This window comes from Fusobacterium sp. JB019, from assembly GCA_030673965.1.
GTDB lineage: Bacteria > Fusobacteriota > Fusobacteriia > Fusobacteriales > Fusobacteriaceae > Fusobacterium_B.
Genome location: JAUTCN010000006.1, coordinates 58575 through 83722 on the forward strand (window position 1 = coordinate 58575; position 25148 = coordinate 83722).

At 24.8% G+C, this 25148-nt stretch carries 23 protein-coding genes; 22 read left to right on the forward strand and 1 reads right to left on the reverse strand.

Going from position 1 to position 25148, the window contains the following annotated elements:
- The first annotated feature begins 32 nt into the window (after positions 1-32).
- Positions 33-938: a DUF535 family protein gene (locus Q7K47_05375; protein MDP0506649.1), complete on the forward strand. Its 906-nt coding sequence runs from the start codon at positions 33-35 to the stop codon at positions 936-938.
- 6 nt (positions 939-944) lie between these two features.
- On the opposite strand, the gene Q7K47_05380 is transcribed toward Q7K47_05375, so the two are convergent.
- Positions 945-1973: a glycosyltransferase family 9 protein gene (locus tag Q7K47_05380; protein ID MDP0506650.1), complete on the reverse strand. Its 1029-nt coding sequence runs from the start codon at positions 1971-1973 to the stop codon at positions 945-947.
- A 165-nt stretch (positions 1974-2138) separates the two neighbouring features.
- Between Q7K47_05380 and Q7K47_05385 the strand changes: the two genes are divergently transcribed.
- The 21 genes from Q7K47_05385 to gmd are packed head-to-tail and all read left to right on the forward strand — an operon-like array spanning position 2139 to position 25140.
- Complete coding sequence (locus tag Q7K47_05385; GenBank protein ID MDP0506651.1) at positions 2139-2873, forward strand: lipopolysaccharide kinase InaA family protein; 735 nt, start codon at positions 2139-2141, stop codon at positions 2871-2873.
- A gap of 1 nt (position 2874) precedes the next feature.
- Positions 2875-3669, forward strand: coding sequence for a glycosyltransferase (locus tag Q7K47_05390; protein ID MDP0506652.1), 795 nt, complete (start codon positions 2875-2877; stop codon positions 3667-3669).
- 2 nt (positions 3670-3671) lie between these two features.
- On the forward strand, positions 3672-4403 hold the full coding sequence (locus tag Q7K47_05395) for a phosphocholine cytidylyltransferase family protein (GenBank protein MDP0506653.1): 732 nt from the start codon (positions 3672-3674) through the stop codon (positions 4401-4403).
- A gap of 4 nt (positions 4404-4407) precedes the next feature.
- The gene (locus tag Q7K47_05400) at positions 4408-5427 is read left to right on the forward strand and encodes an extracellular solute-binding protein (protein MDP0506654.1); all 1020 of its coding nucleotides are present in this window, start codon (positions 4408-4410) and stop codon (positions 5425-5427) included.
- A gap of 2 nt (positions 5428-5429) precedes the next feature.
- Complete coding sequence (locus tag Q7K47_05405; protein MDP0506655.1) at positions 5430-6392, forward strand: ATP-binding cassette domain-containing protein; 963 nt, start codon at positions 5430-5432, stop codon at positions 6390-6392.
- A gap of 1 nt (position 6393) precedes the next feature.
- Entirely contained in the window at positions 6394-8625 is a 2232-nt protein-coding gene (locus Q7K47_05410; GenBank protein ID MDP0506656.1) for a putative 2-aminoethylphosphonate ABC transporter permease subunit, read from the forward strand.
- A gap of 10 nt (positions 8626-8635) precedes the next feature.
- Entirely contained in the window at positions 8636-9628 is a 993-nt protein-coding gene (locus tag Q7K47_05415; protein ID MDP0506657.1) for a glycosyltransferase, read from the forward strand.
- 14 nt (positions 9629-9642) lie between these two features.
- A complete protein-coding gene (rfbH, locus tag Q7K47_05420) occupies positions 9643-10983 on the forward strand; it encodes a lipopolysaccharide biosynthesis protein RfbH (GenBank protein MDP0506658.1) in 1341 nt (446 codons plus the stop codon).
- Between the two features lie 21 nt (positions 10984-11004).
- Positions 11005-11781, forward strand: a complete 777-nt coding sequence (gene rfbF, locus Q7K47_05425; GenBank protein ID MDP0506659.1) for a glucose-1-phosphate cytidylyltransferase — start codon at positions 11005-11007, stop codon at positions 11779-11781.
- 2 nt (positions 11782-11783) lie between these two features.
- A complete protein-coding gene (gene rfbG, locus Q7K47_05430) occupies positions 11784-12872 on the forward strand; it encodes a CDP-glucose 4,6-dehydratase (protein ID MDP0506660.1) in 1089 nt (362 codons plus the stop codon).
- Entirely contained in the window at positions 12869-14605 is a 1737-nt protein-coding gene (locus Q7K47_05435) for a thiamine pyrophosphate-binding protein (GenBank protein ID MDP0506661.1), read from the forward strand. The genes rfbG and Q7K47_05435 overlap by 4 nt, the downstream gene beginning before the upstream one ends.
- Positions 14606-14616: 11 nt before the next feature.
- Complete coding sequence (locus Q7K47_05440; GenBank protein ID MDP0506662.1) at positions 14617-15567, forward strand: NAD-dependent epimerase/dehydratase family protein; 951 nt, start codon at positions 14617-14619, stop codon at positions 15565-15567.
- A 20-nt stretch (positions 15568-15587) separates the two neighbouring features.
- Positions 15588-16295, forward strand: a complete 708-nt coding sequence (locus tag Q7K47_05445; protein MDP0506663.1) for a lipopolysaccharide core heptose(II) kinase RfaY — start codon at positions 15588-15590, stop codon at positions 16293-16295.
- A complete protein-coding gene (locus tag Q7K47_05450) occupies positions 16276-17361 on the forward strand; it encodes a glycosyltransferase family 9 protein (GenBank protein ID MDP0506664.1) in 1086 nt (361 codons plus the stop codon). The genes Q7K47_05445 and Q7K47_05450 overlap by 20 nt, the downstream gene beginning before the upstream one ends.
- A 1-nt stretch (position 17362) precedes the next feature.
- Positions 17363-18559 (forward strand): glycosyltransferase, encoded by a 1197-nt coding sequence (locus Q7K47_05455; GenBank protein ID MDP0506665.1) that lies wholly within the window; start codon positions 17363-17365, stop codon positions 18557-18559.
- A gap of 14 nt (positions 18560-18573) precedes the next feature.
- Positions 18574-19989: an MBOAT family O-acyltransferase gene (locus tag Q7K47_05460; GenBank protein MDP0506666.1), complete on the forward strand. Its 1416-nt coding sequence runs from the start codon at positions 18574-18576 to the stop codon at positions 19987-19989.
- Positions 19990-20007: 18 nt separating this feature from the next.
- Entirely contained in the window at positions 20008-21039 is a 1032-nt protein-coding gene (locus tag Q7K47_05465; protein ID MDP0506667.1) for a hypothetical protein, read from the forward strand.
- Positions 21040-21052: 13 nt separating this feature from the next.
- Positions 21053-21907 carry a glycosyltransferase gene (locus Q7K47_05470; protein ID MDP0506668.1) on the forward strand — a complete coding sequence of 285 codons (855 nt, stop codon included), beginning with the start codon at positions 21053-21055 and terminating at the stop codon, positions 21905-21907.
- Between the two features lie 15 nt (positions 21908-21922).
- On the forward strand, positions 21923-22975 hold the full coding sequence (locus Q7K47_05475) for a hypothetical protein (GenBank protein MDP0506669.1): 1053 nt from the start codon (positions 21923-21925) through the stop codon (positions 22973-22975).
- Positions 22976-23014: 39 nt separating this feature from the next.
- On the forward strand, positions 23015-24055 hold the full coding sequence (locus Q7K47_05480; protein ID MDP0506670.1) for a glycosyltransferase family 10: 1041 nt from the start codon (positions 23015-23017) through the stop codon (positions 24053-24055).
- Entirely contained in the window at positions 24052-25140 is a 1089-nt protein-coding gene (gene gmd / locus Q7K47_05485; GenBank protein ID MDP0506671.1) for a GDP-mannose 4,6-dehydratase, read from the forward strand. The genes Q7K47_05480 and gmd overlap by 4 nt, the downstream gene beginning before the upstream one ends.
- Positions 25141-25148: the final 8 nt, after the last annotated feature.

The window sequence follows — 25148 nt, forward strand, 5'->3', positions numbered from 1 at the left end:
AATTTTATAAAAATTATACAAGAGGTAAAAAAATGATAAAAGAAATTGATTTAAGTTTAGAAATTTTAAAAAGAGGAGAATTAAAGGCACAATTAAATAATAAGAAAAAAAGATTAAAATATTTATTAAGAGGGATACTTACTTTTCCATATACTTATAAATTGAATAATTTTATAGTTAATCATAATTATTTAAGAAAGAAAATATATGATTATCCAATATTAATAAGTAAAATTCATAGGCCTTATTTGTATTTGAATTCGGATATTTCTATGAAAGTTAAAGGGATAATAAATACATATAAACTAATAGATGAAAATTTATCTCTTGGCTTACAAGAAGAACTATATACAAAGGGATATATAAATATAGGAGAAATAGAAGGAAAAGATGGAAGAAAATATATAGTTAGATTTAATGTTTATACCAGCTTTGATAAGGAAGGAGAGGTAAGTATTACAATATTTTCTCCAGATAAAATAAAACTAGGAACTATTACTTTTAGTATCTTAAATATAAAGAATAAGAATATAATTTTTATAGGGGGAATGCAAGGAGCAAAAAGAGATATAGATAAAGAAGTTATAAAAGAAAATAGTAAAAATTTATATGGTATTTTCCCTAAAAAACTATTGGTTGAAAGTTTATATTTTCTAGATAAAAGTTTAGGCTTTAATTTTGATAAATATGCAGTTGGGAATGGGAGTCATGTTTATAAAGCTAGAAGGTATAATAGAAAAAGAGTTATTTTAGCTAACTATGATGGATTCTGGGAATCTTTAGAAAGTAAAAGAGAAGGAGAAATTTGGAAATTGCCAGATGCGATACATAGAAAAAAAATAGAGGATGTTCCTAGTAAAAAAAGAAATCAAGTAAGAAAAAAATATTTTCTTTTGCAAGAATTAGAAAAAAACATAAATAAAAAAATAAGAGAATAATTTCTCTTATTTTTTTACAAATTTATTATAAAGTTTAGTTACTTCATTTTCTATATATTCTGGAGTAATTAACCTATAAATTTCATCTCTAGTCATATTTTCTTGAATTTTGAAATCTTGAGGTTCAACACCGCTATGTCTTTCGTTTTTGTTGGCTAGCCATTCTTTTTTTGATGATTCTGGAGAGAAAATAGCAAAACTAGGAATATCCAAAGCTTGTGCTAAATGTCTAGGACCACCCTCATTACCAAAAAATAAGTCACAGTTTGATAAAAGCATTGCAAGTTCTCTTATTGAAGAAGTTTCAATATTTGAAAATATATTTTTACTATTATTTAGTTTTCTATGAGTTTCCTTTGCAAAGTTTTTTTCAGCAGGTGAATAATAAAAGATAATTTGAATATTAAGTTTATCAATTAAATGACTTATTACCTGTATCATATTATCTATAGGGTAAACTTTTCTAGGGACTCTAGAATTTATTGCACAGGCAAAAATAGGTTTAGAGAAGTCAAGCCCAGCAGCAATCATTTTTTCTTTCATATATGATTTTTCTTTATCTGTTACACTAATACTATAACTAGAGTCATATTTAACATTAAAATCTCTTTCAAGAGGTTTTAACATAGCTAAGAACTTATCTACTTTATCCTTTGCATTTTTAGGTTCTTCTATCTTATCAGTATAAGTATAACCTCTATATTTTTTTAATCTACCAATCCTATATTTAGCCTTAAGAGAAAATAATGTAAAAAGTTCACTTTTTGGTGTAGACATAACATCGATAACAATATCATATTTTTTTCTAGTTATTTTAAAAACTTTGAATAAATATTTAAAAGGATTTTTTCGTTCCTCATTTGTAATAGTTATAGAATTGTCAATATATTTGTGATGTTTAAATAAAGGAGATACATGTTCGTATAAAACATAATCTATTTTAGAATCTGGAAAAGTTTCCTTCAAAGAGTTACAAATGGCTGAAGCTAAAATAGAGTCTCCAATTTGCTTAAATCTAACGACTAAAATTTTCATAAGCATTCTCCTAATAAAAAGTAATTAAAAACATTAACTATATAATAACATAAAAAAAATAAAAAGCTTAAAGTTTTTTGAAAAATATCATTAGAAGGATAAAATTTATTGAAAAATTATGATATAATATAATGAATTGCTAGAAATAATGGGGTGGAGATTTAAGTGAAAAAAATATTAAAAAGATTAAGAAGAGTTTTTTATTTTTTAATTAATAATTTTGAAGAAATTAAGATATTATTAAATGAAGAGGGGATAACTAATCTTAGGTTATACAAAACCATGGAATGGAGACATGAGGGAGTTTTTTATTTTTTAGGAAATTATGAAGGAAATAGAGTTTTTATAAAATATATGGACGATTATAATATTCCACAAAATGAATGGAATGCTTATAATCAGCTAAAAGAAAGTAAGAAATTTCAAGAAAAATATTTTATAAAATATTTTTGTTATAAAAAGTTAGGAGATGCAGGGATAGTAGTTTCAGAATATGTTAAGGGAAAAACTTTAAAAGAAGTAAATGTTATAACTAAAAAAACAAAAGAATATATAATAGATGAATTAAGTAGGGTTATAGATATATTACATGATGCTAAAATTATTCATAGGGACATTAATCCTTCTAATATATATTTTAAAAATGGAGATGCAAAAAAAGTAAAGATAATAGATTTTGCCTATAGTTTATCTACAGAAAGAGAAACAAAGTTGAAGGAAACTATAAAAGATACGAGGAAATTAAGAGGTCTAGATGAAGATTATATTGAAAAACCTTTTGTTTGGGATGACGTATTTGCAATGAAAAAAGTAATAGCTGAAAAATTTGGAATTAGTTCTAAAAAAATAGAAGGAAAACAGGGAAAACTAGTGTATAAAGCAAAGATTAATAGGGGGTAAAATGGAGATATCAGTTATAATTTCAACATACAATAAATATGATTATTTGTATTGTGTGTTAAAATCACTTGGAACTCAAACATTTAAAAAATTTGAAGTTATCATAGCTGAGGATTGCGAAAAACAAGAAATGTTAGAAAAATTAAAAGAGTGGAGAAAAGAGTTTAATTTTCCTATAGAACATGTTTTTCAAGAGGATAAAGGTTTTAGAAAGTGTAAGATTTTAAATGAAGCTCTTAAACAATCTAAAGGTAAGTATATATTAGTTGTAGATGGGGATTGCATAGTTCATAAAAAATATTTAGAGAATTATTATAGGTATTTTAAAAAAGGTTATGAAGTTATATTTGGAAGAAGATGTGAAATGAGCAAAGAATTAAGTGAAAAGATTCTTGAAAATAAAGGGGATTATAAAATAACAATAGGAAAATTAAGACATCCCTATAGTAAAGCATGGACAGAATGTGTGTATTTACCGGTAGCAACCAAGTTAAAGAAAAGAAAATTAAGACTTCTTGGATCGAATATGGGCTTTACTAAAGATATAATTTTAAGAATAAATGGGTTTAATGAAGATTTTGAGTCTCCAGGTATAGGAGAGGATAGTGATTTGCAATGGAGATTTGAAGCTGTTAATGCAAAATATATAGGTCTTAAAAATACAGTGTTACAATATCATTTATGGCATAAAAGAAATTATGGATTTAAAGGTCCTGATGGATGGGAAATATTTAGAAAAACTTTAAAAAATAATGAATATTATACAAAAAATGGGATTAATAAATATTGGAGGTAGTTATGAAAACAGCAGTAATACTTGTAGCAGGAATGGGAACTAGATTAAATGATATTACTAAAGGAGAATTTCCGAAACCTTTTTTACAAATAAATGAGAAACCGTTAATAGAAAGATCTATTGAAAATTTAAATTTTTTTGGTGTTGAAAGAATTATTTTAGTAACAGGGCATTTGAAAGAATTTTTTGAAATTTTAAGTGAAAAATATGACGGTATTGAAATTATTGAAAATAGTGATTATTCAAACACTAGTAGTATGGGAAGCTTCTATGTTACAAAAGATTTAATAAAAGATGAAGATGAAATTCTACTTTTAGAAGGAGATTTAATTTATGAAAGAAAAGCTATTGAAATTTTAATTAATTCTAAAAAAAAGGATGCTATATTATTAACAGAGGATAAACAAATGTCAGATGATTATTATTTTGAAATAAATAATGATAGTATAGGAAAACTTACTTCTAATCTAAATGAAATTAGTGGAGAATATGGCGAAATGACAGGGTTACAAAAGCTTTCAAATTCTTTATTTATGAAAATGTTTGAAACTTATGAAAAATTAAATAATAGTAAATTAGCCTATGAAAGTTGTTTAGCTGAAATTGCTAAAACAAGAAAAATATCCTATGAAAAAGGAAATGGAATTTTATGGTCAGAGATAGATAATGAATATCAATTAAAGAGAGTAATGAAAAAGATTTATCCAAAACTTGTAGAAAAAGGAGAATATTAATAATATGAAAAAAATTATAAAAATTATTTTATTAGCATCTTTTGTTTTAATTTTAGGGGCTTGTGGTAAAAAAGAAGTTAAAAAAAGTTTAACAGTTTATTCTGGATTAGAGGAAGAATACTTAGGAAACTATGTAGAAATATTTAAGAAAGATTTTCCAGATATAGAGTTAAATATAGTAAGAGATTCACAAGGAGCAATTGCAGCTAAATTAATTGCAGAAGGAAAGAATCCTCAAGCAGATATATTATGGGGGATGGCAAGTATCAATTTAATTCAATTAGCTAATAATAAAAGTTTGTATGAAATAGATTCTAAATTACTTGAAAATATAGATTCTAAATTTATAGACAAAATAAATTTAAAACCTTATTGGGTTGGAATGACTGCTTGGACTTCAGCATTAACAATCAATAAGTATGAAATTGAAAAAAGAAATATTAAGGTTCCTGAATCTTATAAAGAATTATTAAATTCTAAATTTAATAAAGAAATAGTGATGCCAAATCCAGCATCATCTGGAACTGGGTATTTAACAATTTTAGGATGGATAGCTACAATGGGAGAAAAACAAGCTTGGGAATATATGGATGCTCTTAATAAAAATATAAATCAGTATACTCATTCAGGTAGTGCTCCTGTTAAAATGACTATGCAAGGTGAACAATTAATAGGAATAGGAATGGATAGTGAAAGTTTTAGACTTGGTAAAATGAATCATTCTATAATAACAGTATTACCAGATGAAGGTTACGGTTGGGATATGGAAGGAATTGCATTAGTTAATAAACAAAATATAAAACCAGAGGCAATAGAATTTATTAAATGGGCAATTTCAAAAAAAATGATGGAGGAATATTCCAAAAATATAGGATTAGTTTCATATAAAGGAGTTCATACAAAACTTGATGGATATCCTGTTGATTTTGAAGAAAAGTTAGCAAAAATAGATTTTAAATGGGCTGCTGAAAATAGAGATAGAATTCTTAAAGAATGGGAAAAAAGATATGGAAAAGGTGAATAGCCATGAATTATTTAGAATTAAAAGATATTAGAAAGAGATATGGAAAGATAGATGTTTTAAAAGGAATTAATTTAAAAATTAAGAAAGGTGAGTTTATTTGTTTTCTTGGGCCTTCTGGTTGCGGGAAAACAACTCTTTTAAGAATTATTGCAGGACTTGAAAAATTAAACTCAGGTATAATTTATGTTAATGGAGAGAAAATTAATGATTTAGCTCCAGGAAAAAGAAATCTAAGTATGGTTTTTCAAAGTTATGCTTTGTTTCCTAATATGACAGTTTTTGAGAATATCGAGTATGGATTACGAAAAAAGATAAAAGATAGAAAAGAAAGATATGAAAAAATAAATAAAATATTGGATTTAGTAGGACTTTTAGAAACTTCAGCTAAATATCCTGATGAAATGAGTGGTGGACAACAACAAAGAGTTTCTCTTGCAAGAGCAATAGCTTTAGAACCAAAGATACTACTTCTTGATGAACCATTATCTGCACTTGATGCAAAAGTAAGAGAAAATTTAAGAAAAGAAATTAAAGATATACAAAAGAAACTTGGGATAACTACTATTATGGTTACTCATGATCAGGAAGAAGCTCTTACAATGGGAGATAGGATAGCTGTTATTAATGGTGGGGAAATAGTTCAATTTGATGTTCCAGAAAAGATATATAATAATCCTAAAGATATTTTTGTTGCAGACTTTATAGGAAAAATAAATTTTATTACAAAAGGTGAGGATGTTTTTGCCATAAGACCTGAAAATATTAAGTTTTCTTTAGAAAAAAAGCAAACTAATTATGAGTCTGTATTAAGGAATATTGAATTTAGAGGTTCTTTTTATAGATTAACGACTAGTTTATTTGAAGAGGAAGTATTAATAGATATTCCACCAAAAGAAAAAGAGAAATTAAATCTAAAATTAGAAGATAAATTATATATCACTTTGCCTAAAAAGGATTTGATTTAATATGAATAATTTTAAAAATAAATTTTTTAAATTGTTTTGTTCATGCGGAATAATAATATTTTTTAGTTGTTCTGTTCTTTTACCTTTAATGACTTTATTTATAAAAGCTTTTAAAAATGATAACGGGAAATTTATAGGAATAAATAATTTTATAGAGTATTTAAAAAATCCAGTTACATTTTCATCGATTACAAATAGTTTAAAAGTGTCAATAACAGTTACGCTAATTGCGGTTGTTTTAGCGTTTTTGTTTTCTTATAGTATAAATAGAACAAATCTAAAAGGTAAATTAATTTTTAAAAGTATTGCATTATTGCCTCTTTTTATGCCTACTATGACACATGGTATTTCTCTTATTTATCTTTTTGGAAGACAAGGAATAATAACTAAAAAGTTAGGGATCAGCTTACCTATATATGGATTTTTAGGAATAGTTATAGCAGAAATAATATTTGTTTTCCCTGTTTTATTTTTTATGCTTCTTCTTGCCTTTGATTCAGAAGATTATAGGAAATATGAAGTTGCTAATATTATGGGGATAGGTAAAATTAAACAGTTTTTTACTATAACGCTTCCAAATATTAAGTATTCGTTAATGTCTTGTTTATTTGCAGGTTTTACATTAAGTTTTTCTGACTTTGGAGCTCCTAAAGTAATTGGTGGAAATTTTAATGTTCTTTCAACTGATATTTTTAAACAAGTAATAGGACAACAAAATTTTTCTATGGGAGCTACGATTGGAATTATTTTAATTATTCCAGCCCTTTTAACATTTATTATTGATGTTTTAATAAAAACTAAATCTTCCATAGTTGATTCAAATGCAAGTAAATATAGGATTAATGAGAATAAAATAAGAGATTTATTTTTTAGTAGTTATACAGTATTAATAAGTTTATTCATATTAATACTATTTGGAGTTGTAATTATAGCTTCTTTAGTAACACAATGGCCTTATGATATGAGTATTTCTTTAAATTCTTATTCATTTAGTGTAATGGGAGAAAGTATTTGGTTAATATTTAATAACTCTATTTACGTTTCTTTTTTGTCAGCATTATTTGGAACGATTATTTGTTTTTTTACAGCTTATTTAGTTGAAAGAGAAAAAAACTTTAAGTCTATAAGAAAATTAGGATATTTTCTTTCAATAATACCTAATGCTTTGCCAGGATTAACAATTGGTTTAGCTTATATTTTCTTTTTTAATAGTCAAGATAATTTACTAAATTTTTTATATGGAAGCTTTGGGATAATAATGATAGCTAATATAGTTCATTTTTTCTCAACGCCTTTTCTTACAATAACATCTAGATTAAAAAAATTAGATAATGAGTATGAAACAATTTCAAATATTATGGGAGTATCGTGGTTTAGAACTATTTTTAAAGTAATTATACCGTTATCTTTAGATTCAATATTAGAAAGTTTTTCCTATTATTTTATAAATTCTATGATAACTATATCTGCTGTAATATTTTTATATACATCTAAAACAAGATTAGTTTCTATAATGATGATTTATAAAAACGATTCTGGTGATATTGGAATAGCAGCAGCAATAGCTGTTATGATAGTTATAACAAATATTATATTTAAAGTTTCTTTTGATGTATTAATTAAATATATTCGTAGAAGAAATTATTATAAAAAAAGAAAAGATAAAATGGAAAAAGAAATTAAGGGAGAAAAACTTTTAGAAATAGGAAAAGAAATTTTAATTGTTTTAAATGAAATTTCAAGTGAAAATAATGTTAAATATTGGCTAGAATTTGGAACTTTACTTGGTAAAATAAGAGAGAATAATTTTATAGATTATGATGTTAACTTTAATATTGGAATAATGCAAGAAGAATTAAACCCTAATTTTATAATAGAACTTGAAAAAAATAAATTTAAAAGAATAGACTCTTTAAGTTTAGATGGAAAGCTAAAGTATTTAAAATATATTTTTAAAGAAATAGAAATAGAAATATTTTTATTTGAAAGGAATAATAATAAAGTTATTTGTTACTCACCAAGTAAAAATAAAGATGAGATTGTTTATAATGTTTTATCAGATACAACATTAAGGGAAGTTAATTTTATGGGTGTCAATACAAGGATTCCAAGGAATTCTATAAAAAGATTAATTGAGATATATGGACATAACTATAATATTCCAAATGCTAACTGGTCTGATGAGATGAGCCCTAGTAGAAGAGTGAAATGTATTAAAAAAATAAAAGATTGAAAGGAATTATATGCTAAATAATTTTGAAAAATATAAAAATATAGAGTCAGTACTTATGTGTGGAGAAGTGAAAAATAAGAAAAAACCTATATTTTCTGTAGTTATACCAACATATAATAGAAAAAAATTATTGCAAGAAACATTAGAAAGTGTTTTAAAACAAAATATAGATGTTGATTATGAAATTATAATTGTTGATAATAATGATGATTTTAAAAATTTAGAAGTTTTAAAAATAATAAAATCATATAAGAATAGAAAAATTTTTTATTATAAAAACAAAAAAAATATAGGAGCTACAGGGAATTGGAATAGATGTATAGAATTGTCTACGGCAGAATGGATAATTATGATTCATGACGATGATATCATGCTTAATAATGCTTTGAATGAGATAAAAAAAATAAAAGATAAGTATGAATGCGATTTAATTCATTTTCAACATATAACAAAAGATTTTATTAATAATAAGATAAAAAATCCAACAAATGGAAAACAAACTGTTGAAAAGATAAAGTTAGAAAGATTTTTATGCGGTCCTCAAATTTTAGCACCAGTATCAACAGCATTTAGGAAAAGTTGTGCTATTGATATAGGAGGGTTTAATAATGATTATCTTCCAAGTATAGATTATGAATTTTGGGTAAGATATATAAGTAAGTATAAAGGATTATATATTAAAAATAATCCAATAGCAATATATAGGTTAGAAGATAATGATAGTTTAAAAAAATCTACAATAATAGGCGTAATACTTAGTGATTATAAAATTTTAAAGAAATTAGAGAATAAATATAAAGTTCAGTATAAGCTTTCGAAATATGATTTACTTTGGAGAATTTATAAAAAGAAAAAATTAAACAAGGAAGAAAAAAAACAAATTATGAAAAAATTAGAATACACAAGACAAGATTTAATAATTGCTTTTTTATTGAGAAAAACGAGAGTAATACAATTTTGGAATATTAGAAATAAAATAAAAACAGAATATTTAGAAAATTAAAATAGGAGAGTAAAATGAAAAAATTAGAAAATTTAAGACAAGAAATACTTGAAAAAACTAAGGAATATTATGAAATAAAATACGGAGAAAAAAAAGAATTTATTGGTGGAGATACTTATGTTAACTATGGAGGAAGATATTTTGATGAAAAAGAAATGGTTAATTTAGTTGATTCTTCTTTAGAATTTTGGCTTACTTCGGGGCATTGGGTAAAAGAGTTTGAAAATAAGTTTTCAAAATATATGAATGTTAAATTTACTTCTTTAACAAATTCAGGATCTTCAGCGAATCTTCTTGCATTTATGGCATTAACTGCTAATGAATTAGGAGAAAGAAGAATAAAAAGAGGAGATGAAGTTATAACAGTTGCAGCAGGATTTCCAACAACAGTAACTCCTGTAATACAATATGGTGCTATACCAGTATTTGTAGATGTAACAGTTCCAGAATATAATATTGATGTAAATATGTTGGAAAAAGCTTTAAGTGAAAAAACAAAGGCAGTAATGATTGCTCATAGTTTAGGAAATCCTTTTAACCTTCAAGGAGTAAAAGAATTTTGTGATAAACATAATCTATGGCTAGTGGAAGATAACTGCGATGCTCTTGGTTCAGAATATTTTATAGACGGAGAATGGAAAAAAACAGGAACAATAGGAGATATTGGAACTTCAAGTTTCTATCCACCTCATCATATGACAATGGGAGAAGGGGGAGCAGTTTATACTGATAACCAATTACTTCATAGATTGATAAATTCTTTTAGAGATTGGGGAAGAGATTGTTGGTGTGAAAGTGGAGTTGATAATACTTGTGGATGTAGATTTACAAAACAATATGGGGAACTTCCTCTAGGTTATGATCATAAGTATGTATATTCACATTTTGGATATAATTTAAAAGTTACAGATATGCAAGCATCTATAGGAGTAGCTCAACTAGAAAAGCTACCTTACATAGTTGAAAAGAGAAGAGAAAATTGGAAGAAATTGCATGAAGGTTTAAAAGGATTAGAAGATAAACTAATATTACCTACTCTTGAAAAAAATTCTAATCCAAGTTGGTTTGGATTCCTTATTTCAGTAAAAGAAGATAGTGGAAAATCAAGAATAGAACTTGCTAAATTTTTAGAAGCAAATAAGATTCAAACTAGAAATTTATTTGCTGGAAATTTAATAAAACATCCTGCTTTTGATGAAATGAGAGAAAAACAAGAGGGATATAGAGTTGTTGGAGAACTAAAAAATACAGACTTTATAATGAATAATACTTTGTGGATAGGTGTTTATCCAGGGATGACAGATGAGATGTTAAACTTTATGATAGAAAAAATTAGAGAGTATATTTTAAAATAAGGAAAACTAAGGGGTGAAAATATGAAAGCTGTAATACTTGCAGGGGGATATGGTACAAGATTAAGTGAAGCTACAAATTTAATTCCAAAACCAATGGTAGAAATAGGAGGAAAACCAATATTATGGCATATAATGAAGAGTTATTCTCATTATGGGATTAATGAATTTGTTATTTGTTGTGGATATAAGGGGTATGTAATTAAAGAATTTTTTGCTAATTATTTTTTACATATGAGTGATGTGACTTTTGATTTGAAAAATAACAGTATGGAGGTTCATAATTCTCATGCTGAAAATTGGAAAGTAACACTTGTAGATACAGGCCTTGATACAATGACTGGTGGAAGAATAAAAAGAATTCAAAAATATATAGGAAATGAAACTTTTTTGTTAACATATGGAGATGGAGTAATTGATTTAAATATAGAAGATTCTATAAAGTTTCATGAAAAATCAGAAAAAGCATTAACAGTTACAGCTTATAAACCTCAAGGTAAATTTGGTTCTTTAAATATATCTGAAGATGGAAGTGTAAAATCATTTACAGAAAAACCAGCAGGAGATGGAAGTTGGGTTAATGCTGGATATTTTGTGTGTGAGCCAGAAATATTTAATTATATTCCAGATGATGACACTTGTATATTTGAGAGATCTCCTTTAGAAAATATAGCAAAGGATGGGAAAATGAATTCATTTAAACACACTGGATTTTGGAAGCCTATGGATATTTTAAGAGACAATAAGGAACTTAATAAAATGTGGGATGAAAATAATGCTCCTTGGAAAGTTTGGGAATAGTGATGAATATGAAAAATTTTAAAAATATATATAAGGGAAAGAGAGTTCTAGTTACAGGGCATACTGGTTTTAAAGGTTCTTGGCTTAGCATATGGCTAAATGAACTAGGTGCAAAAGTAATAGGTTATGCACTTGATCCATATAGTGAAAAAGATAATTTTGTTTTGTCTAAAATTTCAGATAAGATTATTGATATAAGAGGAGATGTTAGAGATAAAAAACATTTAAATAAGGTTTTTAATGAATATAAACCTGAAATAGTATTTCATTTAGCTGCTCAACCTTTAGTAAGATTATCCTATAATATTCCTGTAGAAACTTATGAGGTTAATGTTATGGGAACTATAAATATACTAGAAGAAATAAGAAAGTGTGAAGAGACTAAAGTAGGGATAATGATAACAACAGATAAATGTTATGATAATAAAGAACAAATTTGGGGTTATAGAGAAAATGAGGCTTTTGGAGGATATGATCCATATTCTTCTTCAAAAGGAGCTTGTGAAATAGCAATATCTTCTTGGAGAAATTCTTTTATGAATCCAAAAGATTATAATAACCATAAAAAATCAATAGCAAGTGTTAGAGCAGGAAATGTTATTGGTGGTGGAGACTGGGCAAAGGATAGAATAATACCAGATTGTATAAGAGCTATTGAAGAAAAAAAAGATATAGAGATAAGAAGTCCAAAAGCAATAAGACCTTGGGAACATGTATTGGAACCTTTAAGTGGGTATTTATTACTTGGGCAAAAAATGTTAGAAGACCCAATAAAATATTGTGAAGGTTGGAATTTTGGTCCAACTCTGGATTCTATTGTGAATGTTTGGGAAATAGGGGAAAAAATAATAAAATATTATGGGCAAGGTAATTTAAAAGATATTTCAGATAAAAAGAATGTCCATGAAGCTAATTTATTATTACTTGATATAACAAAATCAAGATTTAAATTAAACTGGAAACCAACATTAACTATAGATGATAGCATTAGACTAACAGTTGATTGGTATAAAAATTATAAAGAAAATAATATATATGATTTTTGTATAAAACAAATAGAAGAATTTTCTAGAATAGGAGATAAGAAATGAAAGCATCAGATTATATAGTTAAATTTTTTGAAGAAAAAAAAGTAGAAATAGTTTTTGGATATATTGGAGGAATGATTACCCATCTAGTAGATTCTATTCATAAAAATAAAAATGTAAAATTTGTTCAAACTTATCATGAGCAGAGTGCTGCAATAGCAGCAGAAGGATATGCAAGAGAAACTCAAAATATAGGTGTAGCAATATCAACTAGTGGGCCTGGAGCTACTAATATGATGACAGGAATTGCAAATGCTTATTTTGATTCTATTCCAGTAATATATATAACTGGACAAGTAAATACTTACGATTATAAATATAATAAACCAATTAAACAACAAGGTTTTCAAGAAACAGATATTATCTCAATAGTAAAACCAATAACAAAATATGCAAAATTAATAGATAATTCAGAAAAATTAGTAGAAGAGTTAGAAAAGGCATATGAAATAGCAACAACAGGAAGAAAAGGTCCTGTTCTTTTGGATATACCATTAAATATTCAAAGAGCAAATATAGAATTAATTAAAAAAATAGAAATTGAAAGTAAAGATAAGATATTAGATAACTTAGATATGTTGGAAAAAACTTTGGATATAGTAAAAAATTCAAAAGCGCCTATATTATTAATTGGGGGAGGTTTTATATCTGAAAATGCAAAAGAATTGTTAGAAGAGTTTGTAAAAAAAACAGGAATTCCTGTAGTAAACTCTTTATTAGGGAAAGGATGTTTTTCTGAATTAGAAAATGAACATATGGGTTTAATTGGAAGTTATGGAAATAGATGTGCAAATATAGCCGTGTACAATTCAGACTGTTTGTTGACATTAGGGAGTAGGTTAGATTTGAGACAAACTGGAAATTTTTTAGAGAAATTTTCAGAAAATAAAAAAATAATTCATGTAGATATTGATGAAAAAGAGATGAAATATAGTAGATTAAAAAATAAAATAAATTTAAAAATCAGAGCTAAAGATTATTTAAATTATTTAAATGATAATATTTGTGATTTTAAAATTTCAGAAAGCTGGAAAAATTATTTGAAAAATTTAAAAGAAAACTATAGTCAAGCAAAAGAAATTGAAAAGAACGTTGAAAATAAAATGCCGTATGAAATAATAGATTTAGTAAATAAATATTCAAAAGAAGGAGATATAATTACTGCTGATATAGGTCAAAATCAAATGTGGGCAGCACAATATTTAAAAATAAAAAAAGATCAGAAATGGTACACAAGTGGTGGGTTAGCTCCTATGGGATATTCTCTTCCAGCAGCAGTAGGAGCAGCTTTTGCAAATAAAGGAAATGATGTCTTTGCAATAATGGGGGATGGCGGATTTCATATGTCAACTCAGTCTTTAATGCTTATATCTCAGTATAATCTTCCAGTAAAAGTAATAGTTTTAAATAATAATGCATTAGGAATGATTACTCAATTTCAAGAACTATATTTTCAAAATGTAACTGCAGGAACAACTAATTCTGGTGGATATTATGTTCCAAATTTAGAAAATATGGCTAAATCTTATAATTTGAAATATTTTAAATTAGATAAAAAAAATATGTTTGATAACATTTATTTAGACAAAATTTTTAAAATTAAAAATGCAATAATTGAAGTAATTTTAGAGGGAGAAACTCGGGTTTATCCTAAGCTAGAGTATGATTGTTCTATAGAAAATACTAGTCCTAAATTAAGCGAAGAAGAATTAAAAAAATTAAAATTTAAGAAATAAATGGAGATAAAATGAAGAATAAGATATTAATAACAGGAGCTACAGGATTTGTAGGAGCTAATTTAGTAAGAGCTTTTTTGAAAAATAAAAGTTATGAAGTAAATATTATAACAAGAAAAAATTCTAATTTGTGGAGAATAAAACCTATTTTAGGAGATGTTAAAAATTATAAAGTTGACTTGTTAGAAAAAGAAAAATTAAAAAAAGTAATAACTGAAATTAAGCCAGATTATATAATTCATTTAGCAATTTATGGAGGAAGACCATTTGAAAATGATGATGAAAAAATTATAGCTGCTAATTTTCAAGGAACAATAAATTTATTAGAGGCATGTAATAATATAGATTATAAAATATTTTTAAATACAGGAAGTTCATCAGAATATGGAAAAAAAAGCCATCCAATGGAAGAGAATGAAATATGTGAGCCAATAAATATTTATGGGATAAGTAAATTAAGTGCAACTCTTTATTGTAATTATATAGCAAATAGAGATAATAAAAATATAGGAACAATAAGACTTTTTTCTCCATTTGGGGACTATGAGGGAACAGGCAGACTTTTTCCAGATTTAATATTGAATGCGTTAGAGAATAAAACAATTGAATTAGGGAATCCTAAAGCGGTTAGAGATTTTATATATATAGATCAAGTTATAAAAGTATATGAAAAAATAATAAATGAAAATATAAATATAAAGGGTGAAATTTTTAATTTAGGGTTTGGGGAACAACATTCTGTGGAATATTGTGCTAAAAAAGTGTTAGAATATACTAAATCAAATAGTAAATTGAAATTTGGAGCTTTAGAAGCAAGAAAATCAGATTCAAATATTTGGGTTTCAGATATGTCAAAAACTAAGAAATGGTTAAAATTGGAAATAAAATTAGATTTTGATAGCCAAATAAAAAAGGCTTGTGAATGGTTTGCGGAAAATAAAAAATTATATAATATTAAATAAGGTCTAAAAAAAGGAAAGTTATGAGAAATTTGAAAGAAAGTTTTTATAAAGACTATAAATTATATTTTTATGATGAGAAATTTAAAAAATTAGGTGAAAATATAATAGATAAAGATATTAAAATAGTTAAAAAATTAAAGATAACAGACAGAAATTATGTTGTAAAAATAGAATATAATGATGAAAATTATATTTTAAAATCTCCTAGAAATGAGCATAGAAAAATTCAAAGAAAAGTTATGACTGTTTTAAAAAAAGGTGAAGCTTTGTCGACGCTTGTAAATACAAATAAGCTAATAAACCAGGGTATAGATATTTTTGCAAAGCCTTACATAGCTATAGTAAAAAGAAAAAATAGTATGATAGTTGATTCTTATTTTGTAACAGAATGTTTTTTTGAGAAAAAAAGAAAAGGTTATAAAAAAGAAGAGATAGAAAAATGGATAAAATTAGGAGAAAAGCTTCATGAGAAGAAAATTTATCATGGGGATTTTAATCCAGCTAATATTATAGATACAGGAAAAGAAATTAAACTAATAGATAGTCAGTGTAAGAGATATTTTTTAGGAGAATATAGAAGTAATTATGATAAATTAACTTTAGAATATAGTACATATGGTACTTTAGGAAGACAAAATTGGTATAATAAAGATATTTGGTATTGGTTAGCTTTTAAGGTAAAAAGTAAAAGGAATGGTGGAGAAAAAGATGTTCAGGGAATTGAATAGAAAATTTCAAGATTATATGAGACCTAAAAGGCTTGCTTTAGGGAAATATATTTGGGATAAAAAGAATACGGATAAAAAAATATCAGAAAATAATATAATAGAAAAAGAAGATATAAAATCAATTTTATTTTTAAGATATGATGGAAAAATAGGGGATATGGTTATAAATACTCTTTTATTTAGAGAGATAAAAAAGAAATATCCTGATATTAAAATAGGAGTTGTTTCTAGAGGTGGGGCAACAGAAATAATAAAAAATAATAAGAATATAGATGTGATATATAATTATTCAAAGAAAAGACCTGATATTAAAAAATTATCTAAAAAAATATCAGAAGATAAGTATGATCTATTAATAGATTTTTCAGAAAACTTGAAAGTAAACCAAATGATGTTTATAAATTTATGTAAAGCTAAATTTAATATGGGAATTAATAAAGAAAATTGGAATCTTTTTGATACTTCTTTAAAAAAAGTAGATTATAATTTTCATATTTCAAAGTTATATAATGACATATTAGAAAAATTAGGGATATATAATGCAGATTTATCCTATGATATTTGGTTATCTGAAGAAGACAAAAAGGTAGCAGAAGTTATAAAGGGAGAGTATATAGTTTTTAATCCTTATGCTGCTAGCAAACATAGAAGTTTTAATGCAGAAAAATCTTTAGAAATTAGTAAAACTATATTAGAGAAAAGAAAAGAAAATTTAGTATTAATTGGTACAAAAGATCATATAGAAGAATTGGAATATATAAAAGTAAAGTTAGGTGAAAGAGTTTTAATTCCTAATTTAAAAGGGATATTAGAAGTAGCAAGTGTTATAGGAAAAGCTAATCTAATAGTAACTCCAGATACTTCCATAGTTCATATAGGTGTAGCTTACGATAAAGATATATTAGGAGTATATAGAAAAGAAAAGCCTGATAAAAATTCTATTCTTTGGGGGCCTAATTCTAAAAAGGCTAAAGTTATATTTGTAGAAGAGAATGTAAAAAAAGGTCAAGAAATAGATATAAATAAAGTTGATATAAATAAGATAAAAAAGCTATTAAAGGGGTAATATGAAAAATTTAATAATAAGAAGTGGAAGCCTTCGTATGGGAGGGATAGAAAGAGTCTTGATGGAAATATTAAATAATATATCTAAAGAAAAATATAATATTTACTTGATTATAGAAGATGATAGTGGAAAAAATAATATATTTTTAAATCAAGTTCCAAAAGATATTCCTATTTATTTTTTAAAGTCACAGGAATTAATAGGGAAAACAGATTATCATAGAAAAAGAAAAGACTCTCTATATCATAAATTAATGTATAACATTAATATGATGAGAGAACATAAAGTAGTTTTAAAAAACACAAAAGAAATTATAGATAATATAAAAACAAAAATAGGGAAAATAGATGTTTTTCTAGATTATGATTGGGGAGCTAGAAGATATGTTGATAAATTAGATGTTGAAAAAAAAATTGTTTGGGTTCATTCTTCTATTCCAAAATTATTAAAAAAAGAATCTAAGATAAAAAGATTTGGGAAAAATTTAAATAAATATGATGCGGTAGTTACAATATGTGATGAAATGAAAAAAGAAACTGAAAACATTTATCCTTATTTAAAAAATAAAGTTAAAAGAGTCTATAATCCTTTTAATTTTAAAAGAATTTTAGATTTAGCTAGGGATAATTCTAAATTAACAGAAGAAGAACAAGAGTTAATATCTCAAGATTATATAGTTGCGGTATCTAGATTAGATTTAGTATCAAAGGACTACAAAACTTTAATACTTGGTTATAAAGAAGCTTATAAGAAAGGAATTAAAGAAAAACTATATATTGTAGGAGATGGAACTGATAGAGATAAAATTCAAGATATTATTAATACAGTTGGATTAGAAAATCAAATTAAACTTTTAGGCTTAAAAATTAATCCTTATATATGGATGAAAAATTCTCACTTATTTGTTCATAGTTCAAAATTTGAGGGGTTAGCAGTAGTGTTAATAGAAGCAATGATATGCGGAAAAGTTGCAATTTCTTCTAAATGTCCAGTAGGACCATCTGAAGTTTTAAAGTATGGTAAGGTAGGTATGCTTTTTGAAGTTGGAGATTACAAAAAGTTAGGAGAAGAATTATATTTATTGCTAACTGATGATGATAAAAGAAAACAATATGAGGAAAAATTAAAAGATAGAATAGTTGAATTTAGAAGTGATATCGTTATAACAGAATATGAAAAAATTATAGATGAAATTTAAAAAGGAGTATACTAATGTTGTTTAATTCATATATATTTATTTTTGCTTTTTTTCCAATTACTTTTTTAGGTTATTTTATTTTAAATAAAATAAAAATAAAAAATAATAATAGATTAGCTAAGGTTTGGCTAATAGTTGCTTCTTTTTATTTCTATGGATTTTTTCATAAAAGCTATGTTCTCATAATATTAAGTTCAATAATTGTAAACTATACTGTTTCAAAATTAATGTTAAATAAAAAATACAAAAAATTATTTTTTATATTTGGAATAGTTTTTAATATCTTGATGATAGGATATTTTAAATATTATGATTTTTTTATAAGTAATATAAATATTTTATTTAGAAGTAATTTTAGATTATTAAAATTGATGCTTCCTTTGGGAATATCTTTTTTTACTTTTCAACAGATTTCTTATTTAATAGATAGTTATAGAGAAGATTATAGACATAATTTTATTGATTATGCTCTATTTGTAAGCTTTTTTCCACAATTAATTGCAGGACCAATAGTTTTATCTCATGAAATGTTACCTCAATTTGAAGCTAAAGATAATAAAAGAATAAATTATAAAAATCTTTATAACGGACTTTGTTTTTTTTCAATAGGACTTATAAAAAAGACTTTTATAGCAGATTCAATATCTTCTTTTGCTGAAACGGGATTTGATCATTTAACAGTTTTGACTATGGCGGAAGCTTGGTTATCAAGTATTTCTTATACATTACAACTTTATTTTGATTTTAGTGGTTATTGTGATATGGCAATAGGAATTGCTTTAGCTTTTAATATTGTTTTGCCATTAAATTTTAATTCACCATATAAATCAAGAAATATTCAAGAATTTTGGAGAAGATGGCATGTAACTTTAGGTAGATTTTTGGGAAGATATTTATATATTCCTCTTGGAGGAAATCGAAAAGGTCATAAGAGAACATTAATTAATTTAGGAATAGTTTTTTTAGTTAGTGGGATATGGCATGGTGCAGGGTGGACTTTTATAATTTGGGGAATACTTCATGGAATAGCAATAATTATTGACAAAATTTTAGATGAAAAGGATATTAAATTTAATAAATTTATTGGGATTTTCTTTACATTTAATATAGTGAATATTTTATGGGTATTTTTTAGATCTGAAAATTTAACTAAAGCAATGGTGATTATAAAATCAATGTTTGATTTTTCAACTTTTTCAAAGGGATTAACAGAAAATTTTGAAAACTATAGTGCTGGTTTTTTTCACATGAGTATGTTAGTTAAAATAGTATTAATAGTATTAATATTAGTATTTATAGCTCCAAACTCTTTAGAAAGAATAAAATCTAAGAAAATAAATAAATTTAGATTGTATGAAATGTCTATTTATTTTGTTGTAGGGATATTATTTTTAGATAAAGTATCTAAATTTTTATATTTTAATTTTTAATAATATTGAGGAGATATAATGAACTATAAAAATAGATTTTTGAAATTAATTTTACTGATAGGAATAGCACTAGGAATAATAATAACTATAAATTATTTATTAGATCCTTTTCAACAATTCAGGATAAATCCTTATATGAGAGGAGAACAAAGAAAAGTAAATCCAGGGATAGCTAGAAATTACAAATTTGATTCTTTAGTGATAGGGACTTCTACTTCTCAAAATGTTTTAAAAAAAGATATAGAAGAAAAATTTGGAGTAAGCTCAGCTGTAAATTTAAGTATGTCAGGTTCTACACAAACAGAACAGGAAGCTTTACTAAAATTAGCTTTTAAACATAATGATGTAAAACTAGTTATTTATGGAATGGATATGTTTAGTTATGTTTGGGATCCAGGAACTTTTAGAAGTAGAATTCCAGATTATTTGTATAATGAAGATAAATTACTTAAGATGAAGTATCTTTTAAATGTTGAAACTTTGAATAAAGGACTTAGTGGATTTAGAAGGGCTTTAAAGAAAAAACAGGATATAAACTGGATAGAAAAATATAATTATCATACTGATAATGGAGAATACAATTCAAAGCATGTCTATGAAACTTCAAAAGCAGATAAAGAGGGAATAAGAATACTTGATTATAATTCTAAAAATATGTGTTTTAATTTTGATAATTTTTTAAGGTTAGCTGAAAAAAATAAAAGTATAGAATATAAAATATATTTCGTTCCTTATACTATGTTGTGGTGGTATTATGCAGATAAATATAACAAATTAAATGATATACTAGAATTTAAAAAATATGTAGCTAAAAAAATAAAAGAATATCCTAATATTGAATTATATGAATTTCAAAATAATTTAGAAATAGTAGACGATGAAAATTATAAAGATATTTTGCATATAAATCCTAAAAAAAGCGAAGAAATAATTGAAAATATTAGAATAAAAAAAGGGCTAGTAAATAGTGAAAATTATAATATAAAAATTAATAAATTTAAAGAAAATTTAGAAAAAAGTAAAGAAAAATATAAAAAATTAGGTTTATAGATTGGAGATAATTATGAAGATTAGTGTAATAGTACCTGTATATAATAGATTAGAACATTTAAGAGCTCTATTTATTTGTCTTTTAAATCAGAAAATAAATCCTTATGAACTAATAATAACAGATGATGGTTCAAGTGAAAAGGTAGAAGAGTATATAAATGATTTAATACCTAAAGCTAAATTTAAAATAAAGCATATTTATCAAGAAGATAAAGGATTTAGAAAAACAAGAGCTTTAAATAATGGGGTTAGAAATTCTGAAGGAGATATTCTTGTATTTTGTGATCAAGATCTTATTTTTTCAGAAGATTATTTAGAAAAAATAAAAAATAGTATGACTGATAAGAATTTTATTATGGGAAGACCATGTTCTATGTCTGAAGAAGAAAAAATAAGAACTTTAAAAATTTTAGAAAAAGAGTATTCATATAAAGAAATAGAAGATTTAATGCCAAGAGAATATTTAGAAAGTGTTAAAGAAACTTTAAAAAAAGATAAATTAAGAAGAATAATGAATAAAATTAAATTGAATAAAAGAGGAATAAGATTAGTAGGAATGTCTTACGCTCTTACTAAAGAAAATTATATAAAAGTAAATGGTTATGATGAACGTTATCAAGGATGGGGATATGAAGATGATGATTTTGGTAATAGACTAGGAGTAAAAGGGATTAAAGGAAAAGAATTAATAACGGATTATATTCAACTTCATTTATACCATTACTTTGATCCAACAAAGAAGCATAGTCTAAATGAAGATTATTATTACAAAAGAAAAGAAGAGATTTTTAAAAATAAGGATTATTATTGCAAATATGGGTATGACAATATGCTAGATAAAGATAAAGTTAAAATAAATATATTATAATATATAGGAGGAAAAATGAGGATTATAAGTGTAACAGGTTATCATGGTACAGGATCAAGTGCTTTAATTGATTATATTAAAGAATTTGAAGATGTAAATTACATAGATTCTGAAGTTCATGTTTTAGTTAATAATGGAGGTTTAGATGAATTAAATTATAAATTTAATAATAACTACTCAACATATTTATTAGGAATATCTATATCTAGATTTTTAAGATTATCAAAATGTTTATCAAGATTTGGATTATATGGAGAACCTTTAGACTCCAATAAATTATGGGACGGGTATTTTTTAAAAAGAACAAGAAAATTTATTGAAGAAATAACGGATGGTTATCAAGAAGGATATAGCCAGTATAATCTAGTAGATAAAAGAATAGAATATAAAAAATGGGACATGAAAACTTTACCAAAAATAAAAAAGAATATACTAAAATATTTATTTTTTAAAAGAAAAACAAAGATAGATGATTTTAAATATGGGAAAGATAAGATATACTTTCCTAAAGATAATAATGTCTATAAAATAGCTCAAAAAAAATATATAAATGACTTATTTGGTTATTTATATAAAAAAAATAAAGAAGAAAATATTTTATTTGATCATTTTTTTCCTGTAGCAGCAATAGAGAATAAAAATGATTATTTTGAAAATTCTAAAATAATTGTTGTAGATAGAGATCCAAGAGATATTTATATTTTAAATGCTGAAATATGGAAAGATAGTTTTGTTCCATTAAATCCATTAAAATTTATTGAGTTTTATAAAAATAATAGAAGGAAAGAAATAGAAGAAAACAAAGATGTAAAAAAGATTAGGTTTGAGGATTTAATTTATAAATATGAAGAAACTACATCTGAGATAAAAGAATTTCTAAATTTTAAAGAAAAAAATCATAAAATGAAAAATAAATATTTAGATGTTAAAATTTCAATAAATAATACTCAATTATTTAACAGATATTCAAATTATAAAAAAGAGATAGATGTAATAGAAAAAGAATTAAAGGAGTATTGTTATGATTTCCCTAAAATTGACTTAAATCAAAATATTGAAATATTTTAATAGATGTTTATATTTAAATAAAAGAGGAGATAATTAAACATGAAAAAAATAAAAATAATTCCTAATGAAGGGATTTCTTTAAAAACAGTTTTGCAAAAGGAATCTTCAACAAATTCAGAAGTAGATAATCCTTTTTATCATGTTTTTAAAAAATTAGAAAAAAATTATATTATATTAGAAGAAAATTCTAATGAAAAACCAGATTTTGTTATTCATTGGGGGTTTGTAATAGATGAAATATATAAATACAGAAATTCGATAAATATTTATTTAGCTTTTGAACCAGAAATAGTAGATAGGAATCACTCTAGGGAAAAAATAAGAAAATATTTAAGATATTATGATTATATAATGGTTTGGAATGAAGATATAATAGATAACGACAGGATTTTTAAAATGAATTACATGTATAATTTCAAAGATTTAAATATCAAACATTTAGATTTTAATGAGCTTAAATTATTAGTAAATATTTCTGGTAATAAACATTCTAAAAATTCAAAAGAATTATATTCAGAAAGAATTAAGACAATAAAATATTATGAAAATAAACCAAAAGATTTTGAATTATACGGTATCGGATGGGAAAATGAAAAATATAAAAATTATAAAGGAATAGTTGATAAAAAAAGTTCAATTTATAGAAAATTTAAATTTGCATTATCATTAGAGAATATGAATGGGAGAGGATATATAACTGAAAAAATATTTGATTGTTTTGTTACAGGGATAGTTCCAGTGTATTCAGGAGGAAATGAGAATTATATTCCTAAAAATTGTTATATAAATTATTTCGATTTTAAAACTCAAGAAGAATTATATAATTATTTAAAAAACATGAAAAAAGAAGAGTGGGAAGAATATAGGAAGAATATTCAAAAATGGTTAAAATCAGATAAAGCAAAATATTTTAAAGAAGATTATTTTATTAACGAATTAGAAAAAATTTTTTCTAAAAACAAAAGAATTGGAAATCTTTTAATAGTTTTAAAAAAGATAGAAAATCATTTTAAATCGAGTGAAAATAGAAAAAAAACAATAAATTTATGGAAAGTATATTTGAAAGGATTGATTAAATGAAAAAAATAGCATTAATAACAGGGATAACAGGGCAAGATGGTTCATATTTAGCTGAATTTCTTTTAGATAAAGGGTATGAAGTACACGGCATAATAAGAAGAGCTTCAACTTTTAATACAGGAAGAATAGAGCATTTATATATAGAAGATTTAATAGAAGATATGCATAAAGAAAGAAGAGTAAAACTACATTATGGTGATATGACAGATTCTATGTCACTTACAAGATTAATAAAAGAAATAAAACCTAATGAAATATATAATTTAGCAGCTCAATCTCATGTTCAAGTATCTTTTGAAGTTCCAGAATTTACTGCAGATTCAGATGCTGTTGGTGTACTTAGAATATTAGAAGCAGTCAGATTCTTAGGAATGGAAAAAACATGTAAAATATATCAAGCGTCAACTTCAGAACTATTTGGAAGAGTTCAAGAAGTACCACAAAAGGAAACAACTCCATTTTATCCAACATCACCATATGCAGTAGCTAAACAATATGGATACTGGATAATCAAAAACTATAGAGATGCATATAATATGTTTGCTGTAAATGGTATATTATTTAATCATGAATCAGAAAGAAGAGGAGAAACTTTTGTTACTAGAAAAATAACTCTTGCAGTTGCTAGAATAGCTAAAGGTTATCAGAAAAAACTATATTTAGGAAATCTTAATGCTTTAAGAGACTGGGGATATGCAAAAGATTATGTTGAATGTATGTGGCTAATGCTTCAACAAGATAAACCAGAAGATTTTGTAATAGCAACAGGAGAACAATATTCAGTGAGAGATTTTTGTAACCTAGCTTTTAAAGAAGCTGGAATAGAAATAGAATTTGTTGGTGAAGGAATAAATGAAAAGGGAATAGATAAGAAAACAGGAAAAGTATTAATTGAAGTAGATCCTAAATATTTTAGACCTTCTGAAGTTGAAACGTTATTAGGAGATCCAACAAAGGCAAGAACAGTTTTAGGATGGAATCCAAGAAGAACTTCATTTGAAGAGCTAGTAAAAATAATGGTAAATCATGATATGGATTTTGTAGAAAAAGATCATATTATAAAAGCTAAAGCAATTAAAAATTAAGGGGGAAT

Excerpts from the sequence above, each read along its gene's own strand:
- Q7K47_05395 (MDP0506653.1), top strand. The coding sequence starts at position 3,672 with ATGAAAACAGCAGTAATACTTGTAGCAGGAATGGGAACTAGATTAAAT.
- rfbF (MDP0506659.1), top strand. The coding sequence starts at position 11,005 with ATGAAAGCTGTAATACTTGCAGGGGGATATGGTACAAGATTAAGTGAA.
- Q7K47_05455 (MDP0506665.1), top strand. The coding sequence starts at position 17,363 with ATGAAAAATTTAATAATAAGAAGTGGAAGCCTTCGTATGGGAGGGATA.
- Q7K47_05405 (MDP0506655.1), top strand. The coding sequence starts at position 5,430 with ATGAATTATTTAGAATTAAAAGATATTAGAAAGAGATATGGAAAGATA.
- Q7K47_05410 (MDP0506656.1), top strand. The coding sequence starts at position 6,394 with ATGAATAATTTTAAAAATAAATTTTTTAAATTGTTTTGTTCATGCGGA.
- Q7K47_05390 (MDP0506652.1), top strand. The coding sequence starts at position 2,875 with ATGGAGATATCAGTTATAATTTCAACATACAATAAATATGATTATTTG.
- Q7K47_05415 (MDP0506657.1), top strand. The coding sequence starts at position 8,636 with ATGCTAAATAATTTTGAAAAATATAAAAATATAGAGTCAGTACTTATG.
- Q7K47_05375 (MDP0506649.1), top strand. The coding sequence starts at position 33 with ATGATAAAAGAAATTGATTTAAGTTTAGAAATTTTAAAAAGAGGAGAA.
- Q7K47_05480 (MDP0506670.1), top strand. The coding sequence starts at position 23,015 with ATGAAAAAAATAAAAATAATTCCTAATGAAGGGATTTCTTTAAAAACA.
- Q7K47_05435 (MDP0506661.1), top strand. The coding sequence starts at position 12,869 with ATGAAAGCATCAGATTATATAGTTAAATTTTTTGAAGAAAAAAAAGTA.
- Q7K47_05400 (MDP0506654.1), top strand. The coding sequence starts at position 4,408 with ATGAAAAAAATTATAAAAATTATTTTATTAGCATCTTTTGTTTTAATT.
- Q7K47_05470 (MDP0506668.1), top strand. The coding sequence starts at position 21,053 with ATGAAGATTAGTGTAATAGTACCTGTATATAATAGATTAGAACATTTA.
- rfbH (MDP0506658.1), top strand. The coding sequence starts at position 9,643 with ATGAAAAAATTAGAAAATTTAAGACAAGAAATACTTGAAAAAACTAAG.
- Q7K47_05475 (MDP0506669.1), top strand. The coding sequence starts at position 21,923 with ATGAGGATTATAAGTGTAACAGGTTATCATGGTACAGGATCAAGTGCT.
- Q7K47_05440 (MDP0506662.1), top strand. The coding sequence starts at position 14,617 with ATGAAGAATAAGATATTAATAACAGGAGCTACAGGATTTGTAGGAGCT.
- Q7K47_05460 (MDP0506666.1), top strand. The coding sequence starts at position 18,574 with ATGTTGTTTAATTCATATATATTTATTTTTGCTTTTTTTCCAATTACT.
- Q7K47_05445 (MDP0506663.1), top strand. The coding sequence starts at position 15,588 with ATGAGAAATTTGAAAGAAAGTTTTTATAAAGACTATAAATTATATTTT.
- rfbG (MDP0506660.1), top strand. The coding sequence starts at position 11,784 with ATGAATATGAAAAATTTTAAAAATATATATAAGGGAAAGAGAGTTCTA.
- Q7K47_05465 (MDP0506667.1), top strand. The coding sequence starts at position 20,008 with ATGAACTATAAAAATAGATTTTTGAAATTAATTTTACTGATAGGAATA.
- Q7K47_05450 (MDP0506664.1), top strand. The coding sequence starts at position 16,276 with ATGTTCAGGGAATTGAATAGAAAATTTCAAGATTATATGAGACCTAAA.
- Q7K47_05380 (MDP0506650.1), bottom strand. The coding sequence starts at position 1,973 with ATGAAAATTTTAGTCGTTAGATTTAAGCAAATTGGAGACTCTATTTTA.
- gmd (MDP0506671.1), top strand. The coding sequence starts at position 24,052 with ATGAAAAAAATAGCATTAATAACAGGGATAACAGGGCAAGATGGTTCA.